Annotated in this window: 20 protein-coding genes; 11 read left to right on the top strand and 9 right to left on the bottom strand. The window is 73.7% G+C overall.

Annotated features, from left to right (window positions below; all coding sequences use genetic code 11):
• Window positions 1-41 precede the first annotated feature (41 nt).
• The gene (locus LG379_RS05530; protein ID WP_225753591.1) at window positions 42-860 is read left to right on the top strand and encodes a VIT family protein; all 819 of its coding nucleotides are present in this window, start codon (window positions 42-44) and stop codon (window positions 858-860) included.
• 58 nt (window positions 861-918) lie between these two features.
• Here the strand turns inward: LG379_RS05530 and LG379_RS05535 are convergent, their stop codons facing one another.
• The 4 genes from LG379_RS05535 to LG379_RS05550 form a co-directional block, all read right to left on the bottom strand.
• On the bottom strand, window positions 919-2,010 hold the full coding sequence (locus LG379_RS05535; RefSeq protein ID WP_225753592.1) for a LacI family DNA-binding transcriptional regulator: 1,092 nt from the start codon (window positions 2,008-2,010) through the stop codon (window positions 919-921).
• A gap of 125 nt (window positions 2,011-2,135) precedes the next feature.
• A complete protein-coding gene (locus LG379_RS05540; RefSeq protein WP_225753593.1) occupies window positions 2,136-3,062 on the bottom strand; it encodes a carbohydrate ABC transporter permease in 927 nt (308 codons plus the stop codon).
• Window positions 3,062-3,982, bottom strand: coding sequence for a carbohydrate ABC transporter permease (locus LG379_RS05545; protein WP_370634458.1), 921 nt, complete (start codon window positions 3,980-3,982; stop codon window positions 3,062-3,064). Before LG379_RS05545 ends, LG379_RS05540 begins: the two co-directional genes overlap by 1 nt.
• 201 nt (window positions 3,983-4,183) lie before the next feature.
• A complete protein-coding gene (locus LG379_RS05550) occupies window positions 4,184-5,503 on the bottom strand; it encodes an ABC transporter substrate-binding protein (protein ID WP_225753594.1) in 1,320 nt (439 codons plus the stop codon).
• 1,036 nt (window positions 5,504-6,539) lie between these two features.
• Here LG379_RS05550 and LG379_RS05555 point away from each other — a divergent pair.
• The 6 genes from LG379_RS05555 to LG379_RS05580 all read left to right on the top strand — a co-directional run bounded on the left by LG379_RS05555 (window position 6,540) and on the right by LG379_RS05580 (window position 11,491).
• Complete coding sequence (locus LG379_RS05555; RefSeq protein WP_225753595.1) at window positions 6,540-7,616, top strand: hypothetical protein; 1,077 nt, start codon at window positions 6,540-6,542, stop codon at window positions 7,614-7,616.
• Window positions 7,613-8,104 carry a phage holin family protein gene (locus LG379_RS05560; RefSeq protein WP_225753596.1) on the top strand — a complete coding sequence of 164 codons (492 nt, stop codon included), beginning with the start codon at window positions 7,613-7,615 and terminating at the stop codon, window positions 8,102-8,104. Before LG379_RS05555 ends, LG379_RS05560 begins: the two co-directional genes overlap by 4 nt.
• A complete protein-coding gene (locus tag LG379_RS05565) occupies window positions 8,101-8,778 on the top strand; it encodes a DUF3618 domain-containing protein (RefSeq protein ID WP_225753597.1) in 678 nt (225 codons plus the stop codon). Before LG379_RS05560 ends, LG379_RS05565 begins: the two co-directional genes overlap by 4 nt.
• A gap of 148 nt (window positions 8,779-8,926) precedes the next feature.
• Entirely contained in the window at window positions 8,927-9,691 is a 765-nt protein-coding gene (locus LG379_RS05570; RefSeq protein ID WP_225753598.1) for a hypothetical protein, read from the top strand.
• A 53-nt stretch (window positions 9,692-9,744) separates the two neighbouring features.
• Window positions 9,745-11,055: a YihY/virulence factor BrkB family protein gene (locus tag LG379_RS05575; protein ID WP_225753599.1), complete on the top strand. Its 1,311-nt coding sequence runs from the start codon at window positions 9,745-9,747 to the stop codon at window positions 11,053-11,055.
• A gap of 43 nt (window positions 11,056-11,098) precedes the next feature.
• On the top strand, window positions 11,099-11,491 hold the full coding sequence (locus LG379_RS05580; RefSeq protein WP_225753600.1) for a cupin domain-containing protein: 393 nt from the start codon (window positions 11,099-11,101) through the stop codon (window positions 11,489-11,491).
• Window positions 11,492-11,668: 177 nt separating this feature from the next.
• Here LG379_RS05580 and LG379_RS05585 read toward each other — a convergent pair whose 3' ends face one another.
• Window positions 11,669-12,124: an isoprenylcysteine carboxylmethyltransferase family protein gene (locus LG379_RS05585; protein WP_225753601.1), complete on the bottom strand. Its 456-nt coding sequence runs from the start codon at window positions 12,122-12,124 to the stop codon at window positions 11,669-11,671.
• Between the two features lie 7 nt (window positions 12,125-12,131).
• Window positions 12,132-12,509 (bottom strand): helix-turn-helix transcriptional regulator, encoded by a 378-nt coding sequence (locus tag LG379_RS05590; RefSeq protein ID WP_225753602.1) that lies wholly within the window; start codon window positions 12,507-12,509, stop codon window positions 12,132-12,134.
• A gap of 85 nt (window positions 12,510-12,594) precedes the next feature.
• Here LG379_RS05590 and arsM point away from each other — a divergent pair, with 85 nt between their 5' ends.
• The 3 genes from arsM (at window position 12,595) to LG379_RS05605 (ending at window position 14,569) form a co-directional block, all read left to right on the top strand.
• A complete protein-coding gene (gene arsM / locus LG379_RS05595; RefSeq protein WP_225753603.1) occupies window positions 12,595-13,416 on the top strand; it encodes an arsenite methyltransferase in 822 nt (273 codons plus the stop codon).
• A 37-nt stretch (window positions 13,417-13,453) separates the two neighbouring features.
• Window positions 13,454-13,708, top strand: a complete 255-nt coding sequence (locus LG379_RS05600; RefSeq protein ID WP_225753604.1) for a hypothetical protein — start codon at window positions 13,454-13,456, stop codon at window positions 13,706-13,708.
• 147 nt (window positions 13,709-13,855) lie between these two features.
• Window positions 13,856-14,569 carry a metalloregulator ArsR/SmtB family transcription factor gene (locus tag LG379_RS05605; RefSeq protein WP_225753605.1) on the top strand — a complete coding sequence of 238 codons (714 nt, stop codon included), beginning with the start codon at window positions 13,856-13,858 and terminating at the stop codon, window positions 14,567-14,569.
• Between the two features lie 12 nt (window positions 14,570-14,581).
• Here LG379_RS05605 and LG379_RS05610 read toward each other — a convergent pair whose 3' ends face one another.
• The 3 genes from LG379_RS05610 to LG379_RS05620 all read right to left on the bottom strand — a co-directional run bounded on the left by LG379_RS05610 (window position 14,582) and on the right by LG379_RS05620 (window position 18,504).
• On the bottom strand, window positions 14,582-15,145 hold the full coding sequence (locus tag LG379_RS05610) for a DUF488 family protein (protein ID WP_225753606.1): 564 nt from the start codon (window positions 15,143-15,145) through the stop codon (window positions 14,582-14,584).
• 146 nt (window positions 15,146-15,291) lie between these two features.
• Window positions 15,292-16,710 carry a sulfite exporter TauE/SafE family protein gene (locus tag LG379_RS05615; RefSeq protein ID WP_225753607.1) on the bottom strand — a complete coding sequence of 473 codons (1,419 nt, stop codon included), beginning with the start codon at window positions 16,708-16,710 and terminating at the stop codon, window positions 15,292-15,294.
• A gap of 240 nt (window positions 16,711-16,950) precedes the next feature.
• A complete protein-coding gene (locus LG379_RS05620) occupies window positions 16,951-18,504 on the bottom strand; it encodes a helix-turn-helix domain-containing protein (RefSeq protein WP_225753608.1) in 1,554 nt (517 codons plus the stop codon).
• A 120-nt stretch (window positions 18,505-18,624) separates the two neighbouring features.
• Here LG379_RS05620 and LG379_RS05625 point away from each other — a divergent pair, with 120 nt between their 5' ends.
• A complete protein-coding gene (locus LG379_RS05625; protein WP_225753609.1) occupies window positions 18,625-20,505 on the top strand; it encodes a phosphoenolpyruvate carboxykinase (GTP) in 1,881 nt (626 codons plus the stop codon).
• Window positions 20,506-20,533: the final 28 nt, after the last annotated feature.

Here is a 20,533-nt window from a genome sequence, read left to right on the forward strand (position 1 = left end):
CTTCCTGGCGCCGGCGCGCGGGCAGGCCTAGGTTGCGAGGCATGGACGGGTCCTCGCGTCATGCCATCCCCGGTCCCGCGGCGCCGCAGGCGTCCGCCGCCGACGACGCCCTCGCCCGGGTCCCGCAGGCGACGCCCGACGGCGACCCCGGTGGGACCGACACGCCGGGCGGTCCGGCCAACGGCCTCAAGTCGCGTCTCAACTGGCTGCGGGCCGGCGTCCTCGGCGCCAACGACGGGATCATCTCGACAGCGGGCCTCGTCGTCGGCGTCGCGGCCGCCACGACCGACCGCACGGCCATCCTCGTCGCCGGTGTCGCGGCGCTGACCGCCGGCGCCGTGTCCATGGCGCTCGGGGAGTACGTCTCCGTGAGCAGCGCCCGCGACACGGAGAAGGCGCTCATCGCCGAGGAGAAGCGGGAGCTCGCGGAGGACCCGGCGGGCGAGCTCGAGCAGCTCGCGGGGCTCTACCGGCAGAAGGGGCTGACCGCCGACACGGCGCGTCGCGTCGCCGAGGAGCTCACGGCCGTCGACCCCGTCCGCGCCCACCTCGACGTCGAGCACAACCTCGACGAGGAGGACCTGACGAACCCGTGGCACGCCGCGCTCGCGTCCGCGGTGGCCTTCGTGCTCGGCGCCGCCCTCCCGCTGCTGGCCATGGTGCTGGCGTCCGAGGCGACGCGGATCCCGGTGACGTTCGTGGCGGTGCTCGTCGCGCTCGTGCTCACGGGGTCGGTCAGCGCGTGGTTCGGCCGGGCCGCGCGGCTGAGTGCGGTGCTGCGCCTGCTCGTCGGGGGAGCGCTCGCGATGGGCGTGACGTACGGGATCGGCGAGCTGCTCGGCGCGACCGTGATGCTCTGACCGCGGTCGCGACCGCCGGCCGACGAGAGGCGGCGGTCGCCGCCGGGGTCAGGCGGAGTCAGGCGGAGGCGCGCAGCGCGAGGCGGGCGGGGAAGACCACCGGCTCCGCGGCGTGCTCGATCCCGCTGAGCATCTCCACGATCATCGTCCCGGCACGGGCCGCCATCGCCTCGACCGGGTGGATGACGGTGCTGAGCGGCGGTGTGGTGGTCGAGGCGACTCCCAGGTCGTCGAAGCCGAACACGGCGACGTCGTCGGGGACGCGCCGCCCCAGGGCAGCGACCTCGGTGAGCGTCGCGGACGCCATGAGGTCCGACGCCACGAAGATCCCGTCGAGGTCGGGGTGCTCGGCGAGGAGTCGTCGCGTGGCCTCGGCCCCGCCCGGCACGGTGAAGTCGCCGTGGACGACGGCGTCGGCGGACAGGCCGGCGGCGCTCAGCGCCTCCTGCCACCCGGTGAGGCGGTCGACGCCGGCGGGCATGTCCTGAGGGCCGGCGACCGTCCCGATGCGTCGGCGGCCGTGCTCGATGAGGTACTCGGTGGCCAGCCTCGCCCCGCCGACGTTGTCCATGTCGACGCAGTGCGAGTCCTCGACGTCGAGCGGGCGGCCGACGAACACGCACGGCAGCCCCGACTCGACGAGGCGGGCGTTGAGCCGGTCCTCGCGGTGGTGCGACGCGATGACGGCGCCGTCGACCTGACCGGTCGTGAGGTAGCGGACGGCGCGGTCGTGGCTCCGTCCCGGCCGCGCGATGACGAGCAGCATCTGCAGGTCCGCGGCCTCGAGCGAGAGCGACAGCCCGTTGATGACGCTGCCGAAGAACGGGTCGGACAGCAGGCGGGCGTTGGGCTCCGGCACGACCAGGGCGACGGACCCGGTGCGGCGGGTGGCGAGGTTGCGGGCGACCGGGTTGGGCGTGAAGCCGAGCTCGGCGATCGCGGCCTCGACGGCCTGCTTGGCGTGGTCGCTGACCAGGTGCCCGCCGTTGATGACGCGCGACGCCGTCGCCCGCGAGACGCCGGCCGCGGCCGCGACCTGGCGCAGCGTCGGAGCCGCGCGGCGCTGCGCCCCGCGCGCGATGGTGCTGCTCGCCGTGGTGCGCGCGCCCGCGGCGGCCTCCACCTTCACGGTGGTCCCCTCGGTCGTCACGATGCGAATCTACCTTCGTCGTGCCCGCGACGGTGCGGGCTTCGGGTGGTGCGGGCGGGCGGTGCGACCGACGACGGCGCCGCGGCCCGGTGCCGGGGACGTCCGCGGCACCGGGCGGGCTCGGGTCACCCCTTGACGGCGCCCTGCATGATGCCGGAGACGAGCTGACGGCCCACGAACACGAACAGCACGACCAGGGGGATCGTCGACGCGACGACGCCCGCCATGATCAGCGACATGTCCTTGAAGTAGGACGCCTGGAGCAGCTGCACGGCGACCGGCAGGGTCGGGTTGCTGGGTCCCAGGACGATGAACGGCCAGAAGAAGTTCGTCCACGAGGCGACGAACGTGAACAGGCCGAGCATCGCGGCGGCGGGCCGCGCGGCCGGGATCGCGACGTGCCAGAACGTCCGGATCATCGAGCAGCCGTCCACGCGGGCGGCCTCGATGAGCTCGTACGGCAGGGCGCTCTCCAGGTACTGCGTCATCCAGAAGACGCCGAACGCGGTGACGAGGCCCGGGACGATGACCGCCTCGAGGCGGCCGACCCAGCCCAGCTCCGACATGACGATGAACATCGGCACGACGCCGAGCTGCGTGGGCACCGCCATCGTCGCGATGACGAAGACCAGCAGCGGCCCCCGGCCCCGGAAGCGGAGCTTCGAGAACGAGAACCCCGCGAGCGTGGAGAACAGCACGACGGAGAACCCGGCGAGCACCGCGATGATGAGGCTGTTGCGGAACGCGACCCAGAAGTTGATGTCCGAGGCGAGGACCCGCTGCATGTTCTCGAGGAAGTTGCCGCCGGGGATGAGCGAGGGGATCGGGTTCTGCGCGATGGTCTGCGCGTCCGAGGACGCGAGGAGGAACGCGTAGTAGAGCGGGTAGGCGGAGATCGCGAGGACCAGCGCCATGACGGCATAGGTCACCCAGCCGGGGCGACGGTTCGCCCCCATCCCGTCGCCGCCGCGCCGTCGGCCGGCGGCGCGGGCGGCGCCCCTGCCGGCCATCTGCTCCACCATCGGCAGGGAGGGCGTGCTCGTCCTGGCCATCAGTGGGTCCCTCCCTTGACCGACCCCGTGGAGGCGATCCGGCGCGTGATCATGAAGTTGACGATGCCGATGGCGATGATGATGAGGAAGAGGATCCAGGCCACCGCCGACGCCCGGCCGAAGCTCTTCTGCGCGCCCCAGCCCAGCTCGTAGAGGAACATGGTCATCGTCATCCACTGCCGGTCTGCGCCGCCCTGGCCGAGCTGGTCGAACATGCGCGGCTCGTCGAAGATCTGCAGGCCACCGATGGTCATCGTGATGATGACGAAGATGAGGGTCGGCCGCAGCATCGGGACCGTGATGGAGAAGAACGTGCGGACCCGGCTCGCGCCGTCGATGATCGCCGCCTCGTAGAGGTCGCGGGGGATCGCCTGCATGGCAGCAAGCAGGATCAGCGTGTTGTAGCCGGTCCAGCGGAAGTTCACCATCGTGGCGATCGCGACGTGGCTGGCGAGGGAGTCGGCGTGCCAGCGGATCGGGTCGACGCCGACCATGCCGAGCAGCTCGTTCACCATGCCGGACTGGTCCGCGAACGCCCGGGAGAAGATCAGGGCCACGGCGACCGGCGCCACGACGTAGGGGAGCAGGACGCCCATCCGCCAGAAGGTCTTGGCGCGGATGTTGTCGTCGAGGACCGCGGCGATCGCGATCGCGGCGATGAGCTGGGGTACCGCGGAGAGGATGAAGATGCTGAACGTGTTGCGCAGCGCGGTGAAGAAGCGCGGCTGCTGCAGGACGTCCACGTAGTTCTGCAGGCCGACGAAGTCGCCCTGGCCGCCGAGGAGGTGCCAGTCGTGCACCGACACGTACGCGGTGTACGCGAGCGGGAAGAGCCCGACGAGCGCGAACAGCAGGAAGAACGGCGCGATGTAGAGGTACGGCGAGGCCTTGACGTCCAGCCGGCCGAGGAAGTTCCGCAGCGGGGAGGGGGCGGGGCGCCGGCCGAGGCCGCCGCCGGAGGACTGTCGGGCCGCGGGTGCCGGGGCGTCGATGCCCGCGGTCGCGCGCGTGCTGGGGGTGTCACGGGAGGGTGACGGTGGCCATGGGGTTCCTTCCGGACCGGGTGGGGGACGGCACGGGGCCGGGCGGTGGTGCTGCTACCGCCCGGCCCCGCGGACCTGTCAGCCCAGGCCGAGCTCGTCGAAGGCCTGGACGGCCTTCTCCCACGAGCTGGCGGCGTCATCCGTCTTGTCGACGTCGACGCGGGTGATGGCGTCGGCGACCGTGGTGTGGATCGTGAAGTAGTTCGCACCCTTGAACGGGGCGACGTCGACCGCAGCGGCACGGTTGGCGAGGATCTCGCCGGTCGGGGCGCCGTTGAAGAACTCGTTCGTGGCGGAGGTGAGCTCCTCGCTCTCCAGGGCCTCGATCTGGCTCGGGAAGGTGCCCTTGGCCTGGAACGCCTTGACCTGCTGCTCGGGCGCCGTCAGCCACGCGGCGAGCTTCTTGGCCTCCTCGACGTTCTCGCCGGCCGAGGGGACGGTCAGGAACGAGCCGCCCCAGTTGCCGCCGCCGCCGGGGAAGGTGTCGGCGATGTCCCAGCCGGTGACGCCGGCCGCGCTGCCCTCGATGACACCGAGCATCCAGCCCGGGCAGAGCATCGTCGCGAAGCCGTCGTTCTGGAAGGAGTTCGTCCAGTCCTCGCTCCACTGGGCCAGGCCGGCCGAGAGGCCGTCGTCGACCGACGCCGCGAGCACGGTCTCGTACAGGTCCTTGACCTGGTCGTTCTCGTCGAGGGGGATCGGCGTGCCGTCCGTCTCCTCGTACGCCGCCTCGAGCTGGTTGACCATGCCCTGGTACGTGGCGCCGGCCGAGTCGAACCACGCGACGTCCGAGTTCGCCGAGAACTGCTTGCCTGCCTCGAAGTAGGACTCCCACGTGTCGCCCAGCAGCGCGGCGACCTCGGCCCGGTCCGTCGGCAGGCCCGCGGCCTCGAAGAGGTCGGCGCGGTAGCAGATGGCCTCGGGGCCGATGTCCGTGCCGTAGCCGATGAGCTTGCCGTCCTCGGTCGTGGCCTGCTGGACCTTCCAGTCCAGCCAGCGGCCCTCGACCTCGTCGGACGTGAGGTCAGCGAAGGTGTCCGGGTACTGCATGAGCTCGGCGAGCCAGTCGACCTCGAGGGCCTCGATGTCGGCCAGGCCGGAGCCGCCCGCGGCGATGCGCGTGTTCAGGTTGTCGCGGGCCTCGTTCGCCGTCGCGGCCTTGCGGTGCTCGATCGTGACGTTCGGGTTGAGCTCCTCGTACTCCGTGATGAGGTCCTCGTAGCCGAACTCGTTGAAGGTCGCGACGGTCAGGGTGACCTCGCCGCCCTCCGAGCCGCCCTCTCCGCCGCTGCCGCTGCCTGCGTCGTCGGCAGCGTCGCCGCCGCCGCACCCGGCGAGCAGCGCGGTGCCCGCGATCCCGGCGGTGATCGCCAGCCACGGCTTCCCGATGTTGCGCACGTCCGACTCCTTCGTCTCCTGGGCGGCATCGGTGCCGCCCCCTGCTTCCGCCGCCCGGGATTCGGGTGCGGGTTGCGCGTGTCGGTTCCGCTGAGACCGGTCTCATCGTTGAGCCGGTGTCGCTGGTCCCGAGTGGTGGGACCGGTCTCATCGCGGTGGTCACAACTTGGCGCGCCGGTACCGGGCGTGTCAAACGTCGTGATGAAACCGTGACCGCGCGCCGTCACGGATGAAAACGCTTACGTCCAGGTCAGAGCGCTGCGGTGTCACCCGAAAGAATTAATGAGACCGGTTCCATCTGGGAGCGCTCCCAACCCTGACGTGGGGTGCCGAGGACGCGACCAGCCCCGGCCGAGAGCGGCGTCGGCCCCGGCGCGAGGACGGCGTCCGGCCCGACGGAGGACCCGTGCGGAGCCGGGGACGCGGCGCGTACCGCCTGTCGCGCCCTCGGGTGCATGCCGGCCGATCGCGTCGGCCTGCGCCAGTTCGTGGAGGGTCGCCCGCGCATGTCGCGGCGAGCTCTCCGCGCTGGACGCCGTCGGTCGTGCCTCGGCACCCGGCCTCTCGATGAGCTCGCGGATCGGCCCGACGGCCGGTCCGGGCCGCACCGCACGCTCATGATCAGGGCGTTTGCCCGCCGAGACGCCGTAACCGTTCAAGTCGCGCGATGTCAAGACCCGACTTAGCGTCACTGCGTCGGCAGCCACCGGCCTTGTCCTCCGGAGGCTGCCTCAAGTGCTCGGGTCGGCTGTGGACAGAGCCGGCCGTGTTCCGCACCGACGTCCGCGTCGGCGCACCACCGGGACGTCCTCCACGGACGACCGGTCCAGGGGGAACGCCCCGTGGACCACCGCTCGTGGAGAACCGACCGGACGACCCGACGGTGCCGTGGTGCCGGGGGTCCCGCAGGGTCCCGCTCCGGGACGCCGCGGGGTGGAGCACACCCGGCGGCCCCCAGGTCGCCGGCCCCGCAGGACACCAGCACCCCGACATTCGGACCAGTGCCGCCGCCGCACCTTGAACGGAAGGAAGCACGATGACCTACGACTACGAGACGGGACAGCCGTCGAGCACGGACGGGTCGCGGACCGACGCCGCCCGTGAGGCAGCGCGGGACACCGCGCACACCGCGAAGGACCAGGCCTCCGGCGTGGCGCACAGCGCCGCCGAGAGCGGGCAGCACCTCGCCCGCGAGGCGAAGAGCGAGGCGAAGGACGTCGGCCGCGAGGCCGGCCGCCAGGCCAAGCAGCTCCTCGGCCAGGGCCGCGAGCAGCTGACCTCCGAGGCCAGCTCCCAGCAGCAGAAGCTCGCCGGGAGCATCCGCTCCTTCGGGCAGGAGCTCGGCTCGATGGCCGACTCCTCCTCGGAGCCGGGCATGGCCACCGACCTGGCCCGCCAGGCGTCGCAGCGCATCGACGAGGTCGCGAGCTTCTTCGAGAACCGCGAGCCGGGCGAGCTGCTCGGTGAGGTCAAGCGCTTCGCGCAGGGCCGTCCGGGCACCTTCCTGGCGCTCGCCGCCGGCGCCGGCCTGCTCGCGGGCCGCCTGACGCGCGGCGTCAAGGAGATCAGCAACGACGAGAGCCAGGCCGCCGGCTCGGACGAGGGCACCGAGGCCTACGGCGCCGCGTCCTACGGCGCCGAGGGTGTCTCCGGCACCTACGGGACCCCGACGCGCACCAGCGCGTACGGCGTCGCCGCGGGCACGGCCGGTGCGGCAGCCGCTCCGACCACCAGCACCTACGGCACCGGCGCGGTGTACGGCGAGGGCACCGACGGGCTCGGGACCGCCGACGGCGACCCGACGTACGGCGTGCAGGCCACGCCCGGCACCTCGGCGACGTACCCCGAGGGCGCGTCATCCGCCGACCCGTACGGGACCGGCACGGAGGACGTCGGCACGCCGGTCTACGGCGACACCGTCGCGGACACCTACGGCACGGGGACGCAGAACCCGCCGTCGGGCGCCGGGCAGTACGCCGCGGGCAGCGCCGGCTACGGGCAGGACTCCTACGGCAACGAGGACGGCGGCATCTTCGGCGGCGGCACCGGTGAGGTGCCCGAGCACGAGGCGACCCGTCCGTGGAGCCCGGTGGACGAGGGGAACAACCGATGACCACCCACACCCCCGGCGGTGCCACCGCGGGCGCTCCTCGCGGTGCCACCGCGGGCGCTCCTCTCGGAGCCTCCGCGCCGGGCACCGGCCCCGACCACGACACGGAGCGGCCGTCCCTCGGGGCGCTGTTCTCCAACATCACCGAGGACCTCTCGACGCTCATGCGGCAGGAGGTCGCCCTGGCCAAGGCCGAGGCGACGGAGTCCGCGAAGCGCGCCGGCAAGGGCGCGGGGATGCTCAGCGGCGCGGCCGTCGCCGGCTACTTCGTCCTGCTGTTCCTGTCGATCACGCTCTGGCAGCTGCTGAACAACTGGATGGACTCGGCTCTCGCGGCGCTCATCGTCGCGGTGATCTGGGGGATCGTCGCCGCGGTCCTCGCCCTCAAGGGCAAGGCCGAGGTCAAGCGGGTCCAGGGGCTCCCGCAGACGGCGTCGACCGTCAAGAAGATCCCGAACGCACTGAAGGGCCACGAGGAGGAGAACCGATGAGCACCGACCCGGACCAGATCCGCGCTGACATCGCCCGTACGCGGGCCGAGCTGAGCAACGACGTCGACGCCCTGGAGGAGAAGGTCAGCCCGTCGGCGATCGTCCAGCGGCGCAAGCAGGACGTGCGCAGCCGCTTCGGCTCCGTGAAGGAGCGCGTCATGGGCTCCGCGCAGAGCACCTCGTCGTCGGTGTCCTCCGGCGGGCACAGCGCCAAGGACAAGACCTCGGACGCGCTGCACGGCGCCAAGGACTCCGTCGGCTCGGCGGCGCACTCCGTCGGCCACCAGGCCAAGGGGCTTCCCGGCACGGTGAAGCACCAGGCCGAGGGCAACCCGTTCGCCGCCGGTCTCGTGGCCTTCGGCGTCGGGTGGCTCGCGGGCAGCCTGCTGCCGGTCTCCGAGAAGGAGAAGCAGCTCGCCGGCCAGGCCAAGGAGCAGGCGCAGCCGCTCGTCGAGGGCGCCAAGGAGAAGGCCAAGGAGGTCGCACAGGACCTCAAGGAGCCCGCTCAGGAGGCCGCTCAGGCCGTCAAGGAGCGCGCGACGGACGCCGCGGACCACCTCAAGTCCGAGGGCCGCAGCGAGGCCGAGGGCGTCAAGCAGGACGCCCAGGGCGCCAAGGACGAGGTGCAGGGCCAGGCCCAGCACCACGTCGAGGAGCAGCGCTCGCAGTACTGACCAGTACTGACCGTCGTCGTCCCGGCCGGTGCACGCCGCGGCCGGGACGACCGACGACACCGCGGCGGGGGTGGGTGACCACCCCCGCCGCGGCGCACATCGGACGAGGAGCGAGGTGCACGTGGACGGACGGACACGGACGGGTGCCGTGCCTCCCGGGGTCGCAGGGATCCCCGGGCGGTACGGGACCGCGTCCGCGTCGCGAGCCGCCGCCCTCCTCGGGACGACGCTCGGCGCCGTCGTCGGCGTCGTCGCCCGGCTGCGCCGCGGCAAGGCGCTGCACCCGCAGGGCCTGGTCCTGCGCGGGCGGCTGCGGCGGTACGGGCTGACCGGCGCCGACGCGACCGGCACCTGGCTGGACGAGGCGGGGGACGACGACGTCGTCGTGCGGCTGTCCCGCGGGGGTGGCCTCCCGCGCCGGCTGCCCGACGTGGTCGGGCTCGCAGTCCGGGCGGGGGAGGTCGACCTGCTGCTGTCCTCGCCCGTGGGTACCGCCCCGGGGCTGCGGCACGTCCCGGGGCCGCGCCGCGGTCACGGACGGGCGCCCTACGGGTCGGTGCTGCCGTTCCTCGGCCCGCGTGGCCCCGTGCTCCTGCTGGCGGAGCCGGCAGCGGCGCGTGACCTGCCCGCCGACCGCGACGCGCTCGCTGCGGAGCTCGCCGCGCGGCCGCTCGTCCTGAGCCTGTCGTGGGCGTCGCCCCGCTCCCGGTGGCGGGCCTTCGGAACCCTGGAGATCATGGCCGAGGCGCCGTTCGCGGTCGACCGGTCGATCCGGTTCCAGCCGCTGCGGACGCCACCCGGTCTGCGTACGTACCCCTGGGTCGCGGCCCTCCGGACACCCGCGTACACGGCGTCGCAGGCCAGATCGGCGCAGCCGGACGGCGCCGCCGGCCCACCCTCGACCACCCACTGACCCGGACCGGTAGCCGACCGGAAGCCCGAGCGGCACAGACCGAGGAGAACGACATGAGCAGGACGTCGCACGACAGCAGCACCGGCGCCGCCCGGGCGGACGGGGCGGACGGGGCGGACCGCACCCAGTCGCACGAGGGCGGCACGCAGGTGCCGTCGTCCCAGAAGGCCGCGACCGCGCCGCACCCGGACGACGAGCGCAAGCCGGACTCGCCGGACGACATCCCCAAGCCGGGCTGGAAGTACACCGCCCGCAAGGCGTTCCGCGAGTTCCAGCGCGACCAGGTGACGGACCTCGCCGCCGCGCTGACCTACTGGGGCGTGCTGGCGATCGCGCCGACCCTCCTGGCGCTGGTGTCGTTGCTGGGGCTGTTCAGCAACGGGCAGCAGACGGTCGAGCGGGTGGTCGAGTTCGCCGAGGGCCGCGGCATGCCGCAGGACTCGCTGGACCTCGTCCGGAGCGTCATCACGAACCTCACGAGCGCCCAGGGCGCCGGGCTCAGCTTCATCATCGGTCTGCTGCTGGCGATCTGGTCGGCATCGGGCTACGTCAACGCGTTCAGCCGCGCGATGAACCGCATCTACCAGGTGGACGAGGGCCGGCCGTTCTACAAGCTGCGCCCCGTCCTGTACGGCGTCACGTTCGTCATGCTCGTGCTCGTCGCCGTCATCGTCGGCGCGATGGTCCTCTCCGGCCCGGTAGCGGAGCAGGTCGGTGGCTTCATCGGCCTGAGCAGCCAGGCGGTGCTGATCTGGAACATCGCCAAGTGGCCGGTCATCGTGCTGCTCGTGGCGCTCGTCATCGCGATCCTGTACTACGCGACGCCCAACGTGAAGCAGCCGAAGTTCCGCTGGATGAGCGTCGGGGCGTTCGTGGCGATCATCGTCTGGGCGCTGGCGACGGTGGGCTTCGTCGTCTACGTCACGGGCTTCGGTGGTGGCGAGAACTACGCGCAGACGTACGGCGCCCTGGCGGGCGTCATCCTCTTCCTGCTGTGGATCTGGATCACCAACAACGCCCTGCTGTTCGGTGCGGAGGTCGACGCCGAGCTCGAGCGCTCCCGTGAGCTCGTCGCCGGCATCGAGGCGGAGGAGACCATCCAGCTCCCGCCGCGCGACACCAAGGCCAGCGACAAGAAGCAGAAGCAGCACGAGAAGGACATCGCGAAGGGCCGTGAGCTCCGCCTCAGCGCCGGCCACTCCGACGGCGAGAACCACAGCGGCGACCACGACGCCGAGCGGGCCGCCCGTCGCGAGCGCGGCGACGACGACACCCAGCGGGCGTCACGTCGCGACCGCGGCGACGACGACACCGCCGGTGCCCATCGCCGGGTGCTCTCGCGTCGCGACATCCACCGGTCCTGACCCGGCGCCCCTCAGTCCCAGACCCCGAGAGAAGGAGAGCTCCATGGAGCACTACACGATCGCGACCGTCGCCGAGGAGAGCCCGGACTTCCGCCGCGTGCTCTGGACCGGTGAGCACACCCAGCTCGTCGTCATGACGATCCCGCCGGGTGGCGAGATCGGCGAGGAGGTCCACGAGGACATCGACCAGATCCTCACGTTCGTCAGCGGGATCGGTGAGGCGATCGTGAGCGGCCAGAAGAGGAAGGTCGCCCAGGGAGACCTGGTGGTGGTGCCCGCCGGGAAGAAGCACAACTTCGTCAACACCGGGGAGAACCCGCTGATCCTCTACACGGTCTACGGCCCGCCCGAGCACGCCGACGGCGCCGTCCACAAGACCAAGGAAGAGGCCGACGCGGCCGAGGAGGCCGGCAAGGACGAGCCGCCGACCTCCTGACCGACGCCCGTCGAGGCCCGCCCCGCACACCGCGCGGCGGGCCTCGCCGCGTCCGGGCGACGTCGGCCGTCAGCCGACCGCGACGGGCTCACGCCGAGCGCGGAGAGTCTTCCGCGCGGGACGCGGCGATCCCTCCGCGCTCGAGCACCGTGGATCCGGTCGTCACCGGCGACGGCGTCACCGGCGTCGAGCGGGCAGGCCCAGCAGGCGGGGGGTGCGCTCGCGGTAGCGCGCGTAGACCGAGCCGAAACGCTCGAGCAGGTGCCGTTCCTCGCGCCGGGTCTTCGTGTCGAGCACCGCGACGAGCGCCGCCCACGCCACCAGCGGCTCGGGCCGGCGTCGCAGCACCGCCACGGCGCCACCGGCGACGAGCAGTCCGGCGTAGATGGGATGACGACTCACGCCGTACGCGCCCCCGGTGTGCAGGCCGCTGCCGGACGGCGGCTCGACGCGCGGGGTGATCGAGGTGCCGTGCGGCGCCAGACCGGCCACGGCGAGGGCGCCACCGGCGGCGCCGGCGAGCACGGCGGTCGTCGTCACGGGCGCCGGCAGCGCCCACCGTGCCCGGCCCGGCCACGCGAGCGCCGCCAGCGCGACGGCCTGCGCGGTGATGAGGGGCGTGTCGTCGCGCACGAGGGCCTCAGCCGCAGGAGTCCGCGACGGGGGTGACGCCGGCCGTGCTGAGCACACGTGCGACGTCGTCGAGCGCGCCCGGGACGAGGGAGAAGTACGCCCAGACGCCGCGCTTCTCGCGGGTCAGGAGACCGGCGTCGACGAGCGTCTTGAGGTGGTGGGACACGGTCGGCTGCGCCAGGCCGAGCGGCTCGGTGAGGTCGCAGACGCAGGCGGCGCCGTCGCGGGCGGCGACGAGGGACAGCACGCGCAGCCGGTTGGGCTCGGCGATCGCCTTGAGGACCTTGGCCAGCCCCTCGGCCTCGGCCGCCCCCAGCGGCGCGCGGACGAGGGGGGCGCAGCACGCCACCTCAGGGATGGGTCCGGCGAGCGTGTCGGTGGTCATGGAACGAGTATCGCTCAGGTATTGACATCTGTCGATGTCTGCTCCAGAGTCCATACATCGACACACATCAATGTCTGGAGGGGCCATGGAGAACGACAGGCTCGAGCAGGTCCGTGAGCGCTACCGCGCCGCGGCGACGACCGTGCTGACCGCTACGGGGTCCAGCGGCGGCTGCTGCGGCAGCCCTGCCGCCCCGGCCGGGGACAGCACGGCCGGTGCCCCGGCCGCCGGCTGCTGCGGCGACGCGACGGCACCGGTCGAGACGGAGGAGGTGTTCGGTGCGGCCCTCTACGCGGCGGACGAGACCGCGGAGCTGCCCGACGGCGCCGTCCTCGCCAGCCTCGGCTGCGGCAACCCGACCGCCGTCGCGGAGCTCCGGGCGGGGGAGCGTGTGCTGGACCTCGGGTCCGGCGGCGGGATCGACGTGCTGCTCTCCGCACGCCGGGTGGGACCCACCGGCTTCGCCTACGGCGTCGACATGACGCCCGAGATGCTCGAGCTCGCGCGGCGCAACGCTGCGGAGGCGGGCGCCACGAACGTCGAGTTCCTCGAGGGCCGCATCGAGGCGCTGCCCCTGCCCGATGCCGCCGTCGACGTCGTCATCTCGAACTGCGTCGTGAACCTGTCGACCGACAAGGACGCCGTGCTCGCCGAGGTCTTCCGCGTGCTGGTCCCCGGCGGACGTGTCGGCATCTCCGACGTCGTCGCGGAGGACCACCTGTCGCCGGCCGAGCGGGCGGAGCGCGGGGACTTCGCCGGCTGCATCGCCGGCGCCCTGTCCCGCCAGGAGTACCTGGACGGCCTGACCGCCGCCGGGTTCACCGAGACCGAGGTCACGTTCACGCACGAGGTCCGGCCCGGGCTGCACGGCGCGATCGTCCGGGCCGTCAAGCCCGTCACCGTCTGACCGACCACCCACCCCACCGCACCGAACGGAGCCCGCCATGTACTCGCCCGAGACCCTCCTGCAGATCCACCACCAGCGTCACGACGAGCTCGTCGCCGTCGCGGCGCGCCACGCGACCCGGCGCGGAGCCGACCCGCGGGCGGAGCCGGCGCGGGTCGGCGTCGTCGGCGACGTCGTCCGGGAGGCGTCCGCGGCGGTCCGGCGGACCCTCGCGGTGCTCGCCGGCGCGGTCGCCGGACCGGTCGGCGCGCGAGCGGTGGGCGGGCGCGAGCCCGCCTGCTGCCCGGCCTGACGCGCCGCCCCACCGCCCGCTCCCGTCGGTCAGCCCGCGGCCGGCCGCCGGACAGGGAGCGGGATCGACCGAACAGCCCCCGTCCGTCACCGGACGGGGGCTCTTTGGTCCCAGGCGGCGGCGTTTGACCCGGCGGAGACTGGGTTCATGGTCCGGCGATCCGTCGACGCGTACCGGGTCCTCTCCTCCGAGAGCCGGGTGGCGATCCTGCGCCTGCTCGAGGAGCGCGGGACCCCCCTCCCGGTGGAGACCGTGGCCGAGGAGGTGGGACTGCACGTCAACACCGTCCGGGAGCACCTGGACCGCCTGGTCGTGGCCGGGTTCGCCGACCGCGCGCCGGAGATCCGTCGCACCCGTGGCCGGCCGCGCATGCTGTACCGGTCGACCGCCGCCGACGCCTCGACCGAGCTCGACCAGCGCGTCCGGGACCAGCTCATGAAGGCCCTGCTGTCCGGGTACCCGCACCCCGACGACGCCCGGGTCCGCGCCGAGCAGGCGGGGGAGGCGTGGGCCGCCCACTACCCGTGCGACACGGCGGGCCGCGACGAGGGCACGCGGGCGTCGCAGCTCACCGCGCTGCACGACCACTTCCGGGCGCTCGGCTTCGAGCCGGCCCCCGGCACCGACGGCCTCACGCTGCGCCTGCTGCACTGCCCGTTCGCGGACCTGCGCGACGAGAACGGCGACGTCGTCTGCCGCGTGCACCTCGGCCTCACGCGCGGCATGCTCGCGCGGCACGAGGGTCCGCTGACCGTCGACCGGATCCTGCGCGTCGGCTCCGGCTGCGAGGTCCGGCTGCGCGAGCGGTCGACGGTCGTGCCCGCCGCGGTGGCCGCGGGGCTGCCTGCCGGGGCGCGCTGAGAGCCGCGCGGCTCAGACGTCGGTGCGGTCGTAGACGAGCCCGTCCGCGGTGACCCGCGCGCCGGCCGCCGGCGGGTGCGCGGACAGGCGGCCGTCGTGGCCCAGGTGCTGGACGTCGACGCCGTGCAGGAGCGTCGCGACGTCCGCCACGAGCCGCCGGTGGCACCGCCACCAGACCGTCTCGCTGCACATGACGACGGTGCGCTCGCGGGCCGCCTGCTCCAGCAGGTCGCCCAGCGCGGCCCGGAACTCCGCCGTGCGCGTGTGCGCGGCGTACGCGCGGAACGCCTCCACCTGCCACCACGGGTCCGGTGCGGTGCCGTCCGCGGCGTCGTCGTCGCCGGCGGGGACCCGTCGCCGGCCGCCGAGCCGGGGCTCCCACCGGTACGCCACGCCGGCCTCCGGGAGCCACCGGGCGAGCTCGTCCCGCGCCACGTGGGGATGGCGCCGGCTGCCGGGGAAGCGCCGCACGTCGACCAGCGTCTGGACCCCCGCGTCGGTCAGCACGCGGCTGATGAGCCCCTCGTCGGCGGTCCCGTGCCCGAACGTCAGCAGGGTCGTGGCGTCGGCGGTCATGGTCCCGAGCGTCGCCTGCGGGGCACTCGGGCGCATCCCGGCGCGTGCCGGCGACCCGGCGCCCCCGCCCGGGATCGTGGACGATCGCCCGCGTCGACCGCGGCGATCTCACCACGATCCGCCGGAGGGGCGGCGCGGACGGCGCCCTACGGCGCGATCACGTCGACGGCGCCGGTGTACATCCCCATCGCGCACGAGTAGTACAGGCGCCCCGGCCGCTCCGGGGTGAACTCCAGCGTCGTCACCCCCGGCGGCAGCAGCACGGGCGCAGAGCCGCCGCCCAGGTCCGGCGCGTACAGGGCGCTCGCACAGCTCGCTGCGACCGAGTCGATCTCCCATCGCACCGGCGTCCCGGCGACCACGGTGGCGAGCTGCGGCTCGTACCCGTCGACGACCTGCGTCGTCCGCATGACCTGGACGCCGCCCTCGAGGGTGACGTTCTCGGAGACCGCCGCGGTCCCGGACACCGCCGCCGGGCCGAGTCCGCCGAAGAGACCCGGTGCCAGCACGGTGGCCGCGCCGGACAGGTTCACCACCGCGAAGGCGACGACGGCGACGCCCGCGAACCGCAGGAACCGCGGCGCCGTCGTCGGACGGCGGGACGGGACGAGCGCGGTGAGCCCGCCGATCGCCAGGAGCCCGGGAACGGTCCCCAGCGCGAAGAGCGCCATGACGACGCCGGCCCGCACGGGGCTGCCGGTCGAGATCGCATAGAGCTGCACGGCCTGCGTGAAGCCGCACGGGAGCAGGAACGTCGCCGCCCCGAGCGCGGCGGTCCGCGAGTCCCGATAGCCGCCGTCGGCGCGCTCGTCCAGGCGCAGCCGCCGGGACAGGCCCTCGGGCAGCGCCACGATGCGGCCGGCGAGCCGCGGCGACACGGCGGTGAGCTGGACGCCCACGGCGATCATGGCCAGGGACACCACGACGGTCACAAGGGCCACCGCGCCGCCGCTGAGCCGGACGGCGGAGCCCACCGCACCCAGGGCGGCCCCGAGCACGCCGAAGCCCACGACCCGCCCCGCGTTGAACGCGACGTGCGGGCGCAGCCGGTGCCACGTCGTGGCGCCACGGCCGGAGCCGGCGGTCGTCGCCGCGGCGCGCACCTGCGCGTGCCGGGCCGACACGGCGAGCACGAGGCCGCCCACGAGCGCCATGCAGGTCGACACGCCCGCCGCGAGCCCGAGGAGCACCACGAGCACGAGGCTGCCGCCCATCGCCGACGCGCCCCAGCCCGCCGAGGCCTCCTGCACGCCGAGCAGGCCCGCCGCCACCGCGACGACGGCGACGGCGCCCACCGCCAGCGCCACGTCACGCCAGACCCGCCCGTCCCGCGTCAGCCACGGGCGGCGCTGGACGCCCAGCTCGTACCCGGCACGGCGGACCGCGGTGGCCCAGCGCTCGGCGGGCACGTCGGCGTCCGTCCGGACCCGGGCCCGGCCGCGCGCGGACGACACGTCCACGTGCCGCACCCCGGGCACGCCGCGCAGCGCCTTGCCCACGCGCACCTCGCACGCGCGGCACGTCATGCCGACCACCGCGAGGTCGACGGTCCCGTCACCCCGCACGCGCACCGCACCGGGCGGCGGTGGCGGCGCGGCGGCCGGTCGTGCGGCCGTCGGCGGGCGCCGTCGTCTCCCGGTGCTCCCCATGCTCGTTCCCCCGTCTGCCGAGGCGTCGCGGACCCCGGGCCTGCCGACCGTACGACGGGGCACACGCGCGGCGCGTGGGACCGAAGGCTCAGATCAGGATCGGCCCGGGCCCCGGGAAGGGCAAGGCTCGGGCCGCGCAGCGGTCGCAGCCTCCCTTCAGGACGCGCCCGCGCGCGGCCCGGCGTGCCGCTCGAGGAACGCGTAGACCTCCGAGTCGTCCACCCCGGGGAACGTGCCGGACGGCAGGGGGGCGAGGATCTGGGCGTGGAGCGCGGCGCTCGGCCACGCGTGCGCCGACCACCGGTCCGCCAGGGTGGGCTCGGGCCGTCGGCAGCACGCCGGGTCGGGGCAGGTCGAGCGGTGCCGGGTCGTCGTGTCCCGTCCGCGGAACCACTTCGCCGAGCCGAACGGGACCCCGACCGTGATCGAGAACTGCCCGTGCTCGGTGGAGCCGGTCTGCGTCGTGCACCAGTACGTGCCCTCGGGGGTGTCCGTGTACTGGTAGTACTCGGTCGTGCGGTCCCGCCGCTCGAAGGCGGACCGTGCGGCCCAGTGCCGGCACACGAGCTGGCCCTCGATCGCGCCGGTCGGGTCCGTGGGGAAGTGGACGCCGTCGTTCTCGTAGCCCTTGTACAGCGCGCCGTCGTCACCCACGCGCAGGAAGTGCAGGCGGACGTCCAGGTGCGACGTCAGGAGGTTGGTCATCCGCTGGGCCGCCGTCTCGTGCGTGACGCCGAACGCGTCGCGGAAGTCCTCCACCGCCAGGTCCTTGTTCCGCTTCGCCTCGCTGAGGAAGCCGACGGCGGCCTCCCGCGGCAGGAGGCACGCGGCCGCGAAGTAGGTGATCTCCACGCGCTGGCGCAGGAAGTCCGCGTAGCTGTGCGGCTGGACGTGGCCGAGGACACGGTGCGCGATGGCCTGGAGCGCGAGGGACCGCAGGCCGTGGCCGCCCGGGATGGACGCCGGCGGGAGGTAGATCCGCCCGTTCGCCAGGTCCGTGACCGTGCGCGTGGAGTGCGGCAGGTCGTCGACGTGCAGCAGCGTGAAGCCGAGCTGTCGCGCCATGCGCGCGACGGCGCGGTGCGTGAGGGCGCCCGAGGTGTACCCGCCGTGGCGCAGGGCCTCCGCCGCGGCCTCCTCGATCTCGGGCAGGTAGTTGTCCCGCTCGCGCATCCACAGCCGCAGGGCCGTGATGGCGCGGCGGGCCTCCTCCGGTGTGGCGATCGCCGCGTCGGCGCGGCGGGCGAGCTCCGTGTGCAGCCCGACGAGGGCCTCGAGAGCCTCGGTCGGGAGGCTCTTGCCCGGTCGCACCTGCGGCAGTCCCAGCGCTCCGTACAGGGACGTCGCCTGCACCCGCTCCAGCTCGATCTCCAGGGCGGCGCGCCGCGACGGCGGCTCGGGGGCGAGGAGGTCGGTCGGGGTGGTCCCCAGCGCGTCCGCGAGGCTCTGCAGCAGGGAGATCCGCGGCTCGCGGCGTCCGTTCTCGACGAGGGAGAGCTGGCTCGCCGTGGTGCCGACGACCCCGCCCAGCTGGTCCAGCGTCATCCCCCGGGCGGTGCGCAGGTGGCGGATGCGGCGGCCGAGGGTGAGCAGCCCCGTCGCCGGCGACGGGCGGGACTGCGGATCGTCGGCGATCGTGATGACAGGGCGGCCGCGAGGGCCTTGGCTCGTCGTCGACGTGGTCGCATCCTGCTGCGGGTCTTCGGCCATGTCCTGACAGTAACGAAAGATTCGATGTTCTTACCGGCTCTAGCGGTTGGGGGTGCGATGATTTCTGCACCAGGCTGTCAACAGACGCCGCTTCCGGCGCGCCCGACAGGAAGGGAACCCATGACCACGCTCGAGGACCGCCCCGACGTCATGCCGGTCGACCGGCCCGGGACCGAGCCGGGACAGGGCGCGACGGCACCGGTCCGTCACCGCCGCCTGCGCGCCTGGGTGGCGTCGGTCGCGGAGCTGACCCGTCCGGACCGCGTGGTGTGGTGCGACGGCTCCGCCGAGGAGTACGCGCGGACGTGCGAGCAGCTGGTCGACGACGGCACGTTCATCCCGCTGGACCCGCGGAAGCGCCCCCGGTCCTTCCTGGCCCGCTCCGCGCCCGACGACGTCGCCCGCGTCGAGAGCCGGACGTTCATCTGCTCCCGGCGGCCCGAGGACGCAGGCCCGACGAACAACTGGCGCGCCCCCGGCGCCATGCGGACCGAGCTGCAGAGCGTCTTTGCCGGCTCGATGCGCGGTCGCACGATGTACGTCATCCCGTTCGCCATGGGCCCGGTCGGCTCGCCGCTCGCGGAGTACGGCGTGGAGGTCACGGACTCGCCGTACGTCGTCGTCAGCATGCACCTCATGACGCGCGTGGGGACCGCCGTGCTGGACCAGCTCGGCGACGACGGCGACTTCGTCCCCGCCGTCCACAGCGTCGGCATGCCGCTCGTCGACGCGACCGGACGCCGCCGTGAGGACGTGCCGTGGCCGTGCAACGAGACGAAGTACATCGTCCACTTCCCCGAGACCCGGGAGATCTGGTCCTACGGCTCCGGCTACGGCGGCAACGCGCTGCTCGGCAAGAAGTGCTTCGCGCTGCGCATCGCGTCGGTCATGGCCCGGGACGCAGGCTGGCTCGCGGAGCACATGCTGGTGCTGCGCCTCACCTCGCCGCAGGGGCGGCAGTTCCACGTCGCGGCGGCGTTCCCGTCGGCGTGCGGCAAGACGAACCTCGCCATGGTCCGCCCGACCGTCCCCGGCTGGACGGCGGAGACGATCGGCGACGACATCGCCTGGATGCGGCCCGGTCCGGACGGTCGACTGCGCGCGATCAACCCGGAGGCGGGCTTCTTCGGCGTCGCACCGGGCACCGGGGAGACGTCGAACCCCACCGCCGTGGAGATGACGCGCTCGGACACGATCTTCACCAACGTCGCGCTGACCGACGACGGCGACGTGTGGTGGGAGGGGCTGACGGAGGAGGCTCCCGCGCACCTCGTGGACTGGCAGGGGCAGGACTGGACCCCGGACGCCGGCCGGCCCGCCGCGCACCCCAACTCGCGCTTCACGGTCCGCGCCGACCGCTGCCCGAGCATCAGCGACAGCTGGGAGGACCCGGCGGGCGTGCCCATCGACGCGATCCTGTTCGGCGGGCGTAGGGCGTCCAACGTGCCGCTCGTCGTCGAGGCCCGCGACTGGGCGCACGGCGTGTTCCTCGGTGCCACGATCGCGTCGGAGCAGACCGCCGCCGCGGAGGGCACGGTGGGGACCCTGCGCCGCGACCCCTTCGCCATGCTGCCGTTCTGCGGCTACAACATGGCAGACCACTGGGCGCACTGGCTGCGCATGGGCGAGCGCCTCGGCGACGGCGCCCCGCGCCTGTTCCAGGTCAACTGGTTCCGCAAGGGGGAGGACGGGCGCTTCCTGTGGCCCGGCTTCGGGGAGAACTCCCGCGTCCTGGAGTGGCTGCTCCGCCGGGTCGAGGGGTCGGCGGAGGCGGTCGAGACGCCCATCGGCCTCGTCCCCGCGCCCGGCGCGCTGGCCCTAGAGGGCCTCGACGTGCCGGCGGAGGACCTCACGGAGCTGTTCCGTGTCGACCCGCAGGCGTGGCTCGACGAGTGCGACCTCACCGAGGAGTTCCTCGACGTCTTCGGGGACCGGGTGCCGGCAGAGGTGCGGGGCGAGCTCGCGTCGCTGCGCGAGCGGCTGGTCACCGCGCGAGGCTGACGGCCGGGTGCCGGTCCGGGTCCACGAC

Origin of the sequence: Actinotalea sp. Marseille-Q4924 (assembly GCF_916618755.1) — a bacterium.
Taxonomy (GTDB): domain Bacteria; phylum Actinomycetota; class Actinomycetes; order Actinomycetales; family Cellulomonadaceae; genus Actinotalea.

Bases quoted from the DNA above. Each gene is read 5' to 3' on its own strand.
- LG379_RS05565 (WP_225753597.1), top strand. From the start codon at position 8,101: ATGAGCACCGACCCGGACCAGATCCGCGCTGACATCGCCCGTACGCGG.
- LG379_RS05625 (WP_225753609.1), top strand. From the start codon at position 18,625: ATGACCACGCTCGAGGACCGCCCCGACGTCATGCCGGTCGACCGGCCC.
- LG379_RS05620 (WP_225753608.1), bottom strand. From the start codon at position 18,504: ATGGCCGAAGACCCGCAGCAGGATGCGACCACGTCGACGACGAGCCAA.
- LG379_RS05605 (WP_225753605.1), top strand. From the start codon at position 13,856: ATGGTCCGGCGATCCGTCGACGCGTACCGGGTCCTCTCCTCCGAGAGC.
- LG379_RS05555 (WP_225753595.1), top strand. From the start codon at position 6,540: ATGACCTACGACTACGAGACGGGACAGCCGTCGAGCACGGACGGGTCG.
- LG379_RS05590 (WP_225753602.1), bottom strand. From the start codon at position 12,509: ATGACCACCGACACGCTCGCCGGACCCATCCCTGAGGTGGCGTGCTGC.
- LG379_RS05600 (WP_225753604.1), top strand. From the start codon at position 13,454: ATGTACTCGCCCGAGACCCTCCTGCAGATCCACCACCAGCGTCACGAC.
- LG379_RS05560 (WP_225753596.1), top strand. From the start codon at position 7,613: ATGACCACCCACACCCCCGGCGGTGCCACCGCGGGCGCTCCTCGCGGT.
- LG379_RS05610 (WP_225753606.1), bottom strand. From the start codon at position 15,145: ATGACCGCCGACGCCACGACCCTGCTGACGTTCGGGCACGGGACCGCC.
- arsM (WP_225753603.1), top strand. From the start codon at position 12,595: ATGGAGAACGACAGGCTCGAGCAGGTCCGTGAGCGCTACCGCGCCGCG.
- LG379_RS05540 (WP_225753593.1), bottom strand. From the start codon at position 3,062: ATGGCCAGGACGAGCACGCCCTCCCTGCCGATGGTGGAGCAGATGGCC.
- LG379_RS05575 (WP_225753599.1), top strand. From the start codon at position 9,745: ATGAGCAGGACGTCGCACGACAGCAGCACCGGCGCCGCCCGGGCGGAC.
- LG379_RS05580 (WP_225753600.1), top strand. From the start codon at position 11,099: ATGGAGCACTACACGATCGCGACCGTCGCCGAGGAGAGCCCGGACTTC.
- LG379_RS05530 (WP_225753591.1), top strand. From the start codon at position 42: ATGGACGGGTCCTCGCGTCATGCCATCCCCGGTCCCGCGGCGCCGCAG.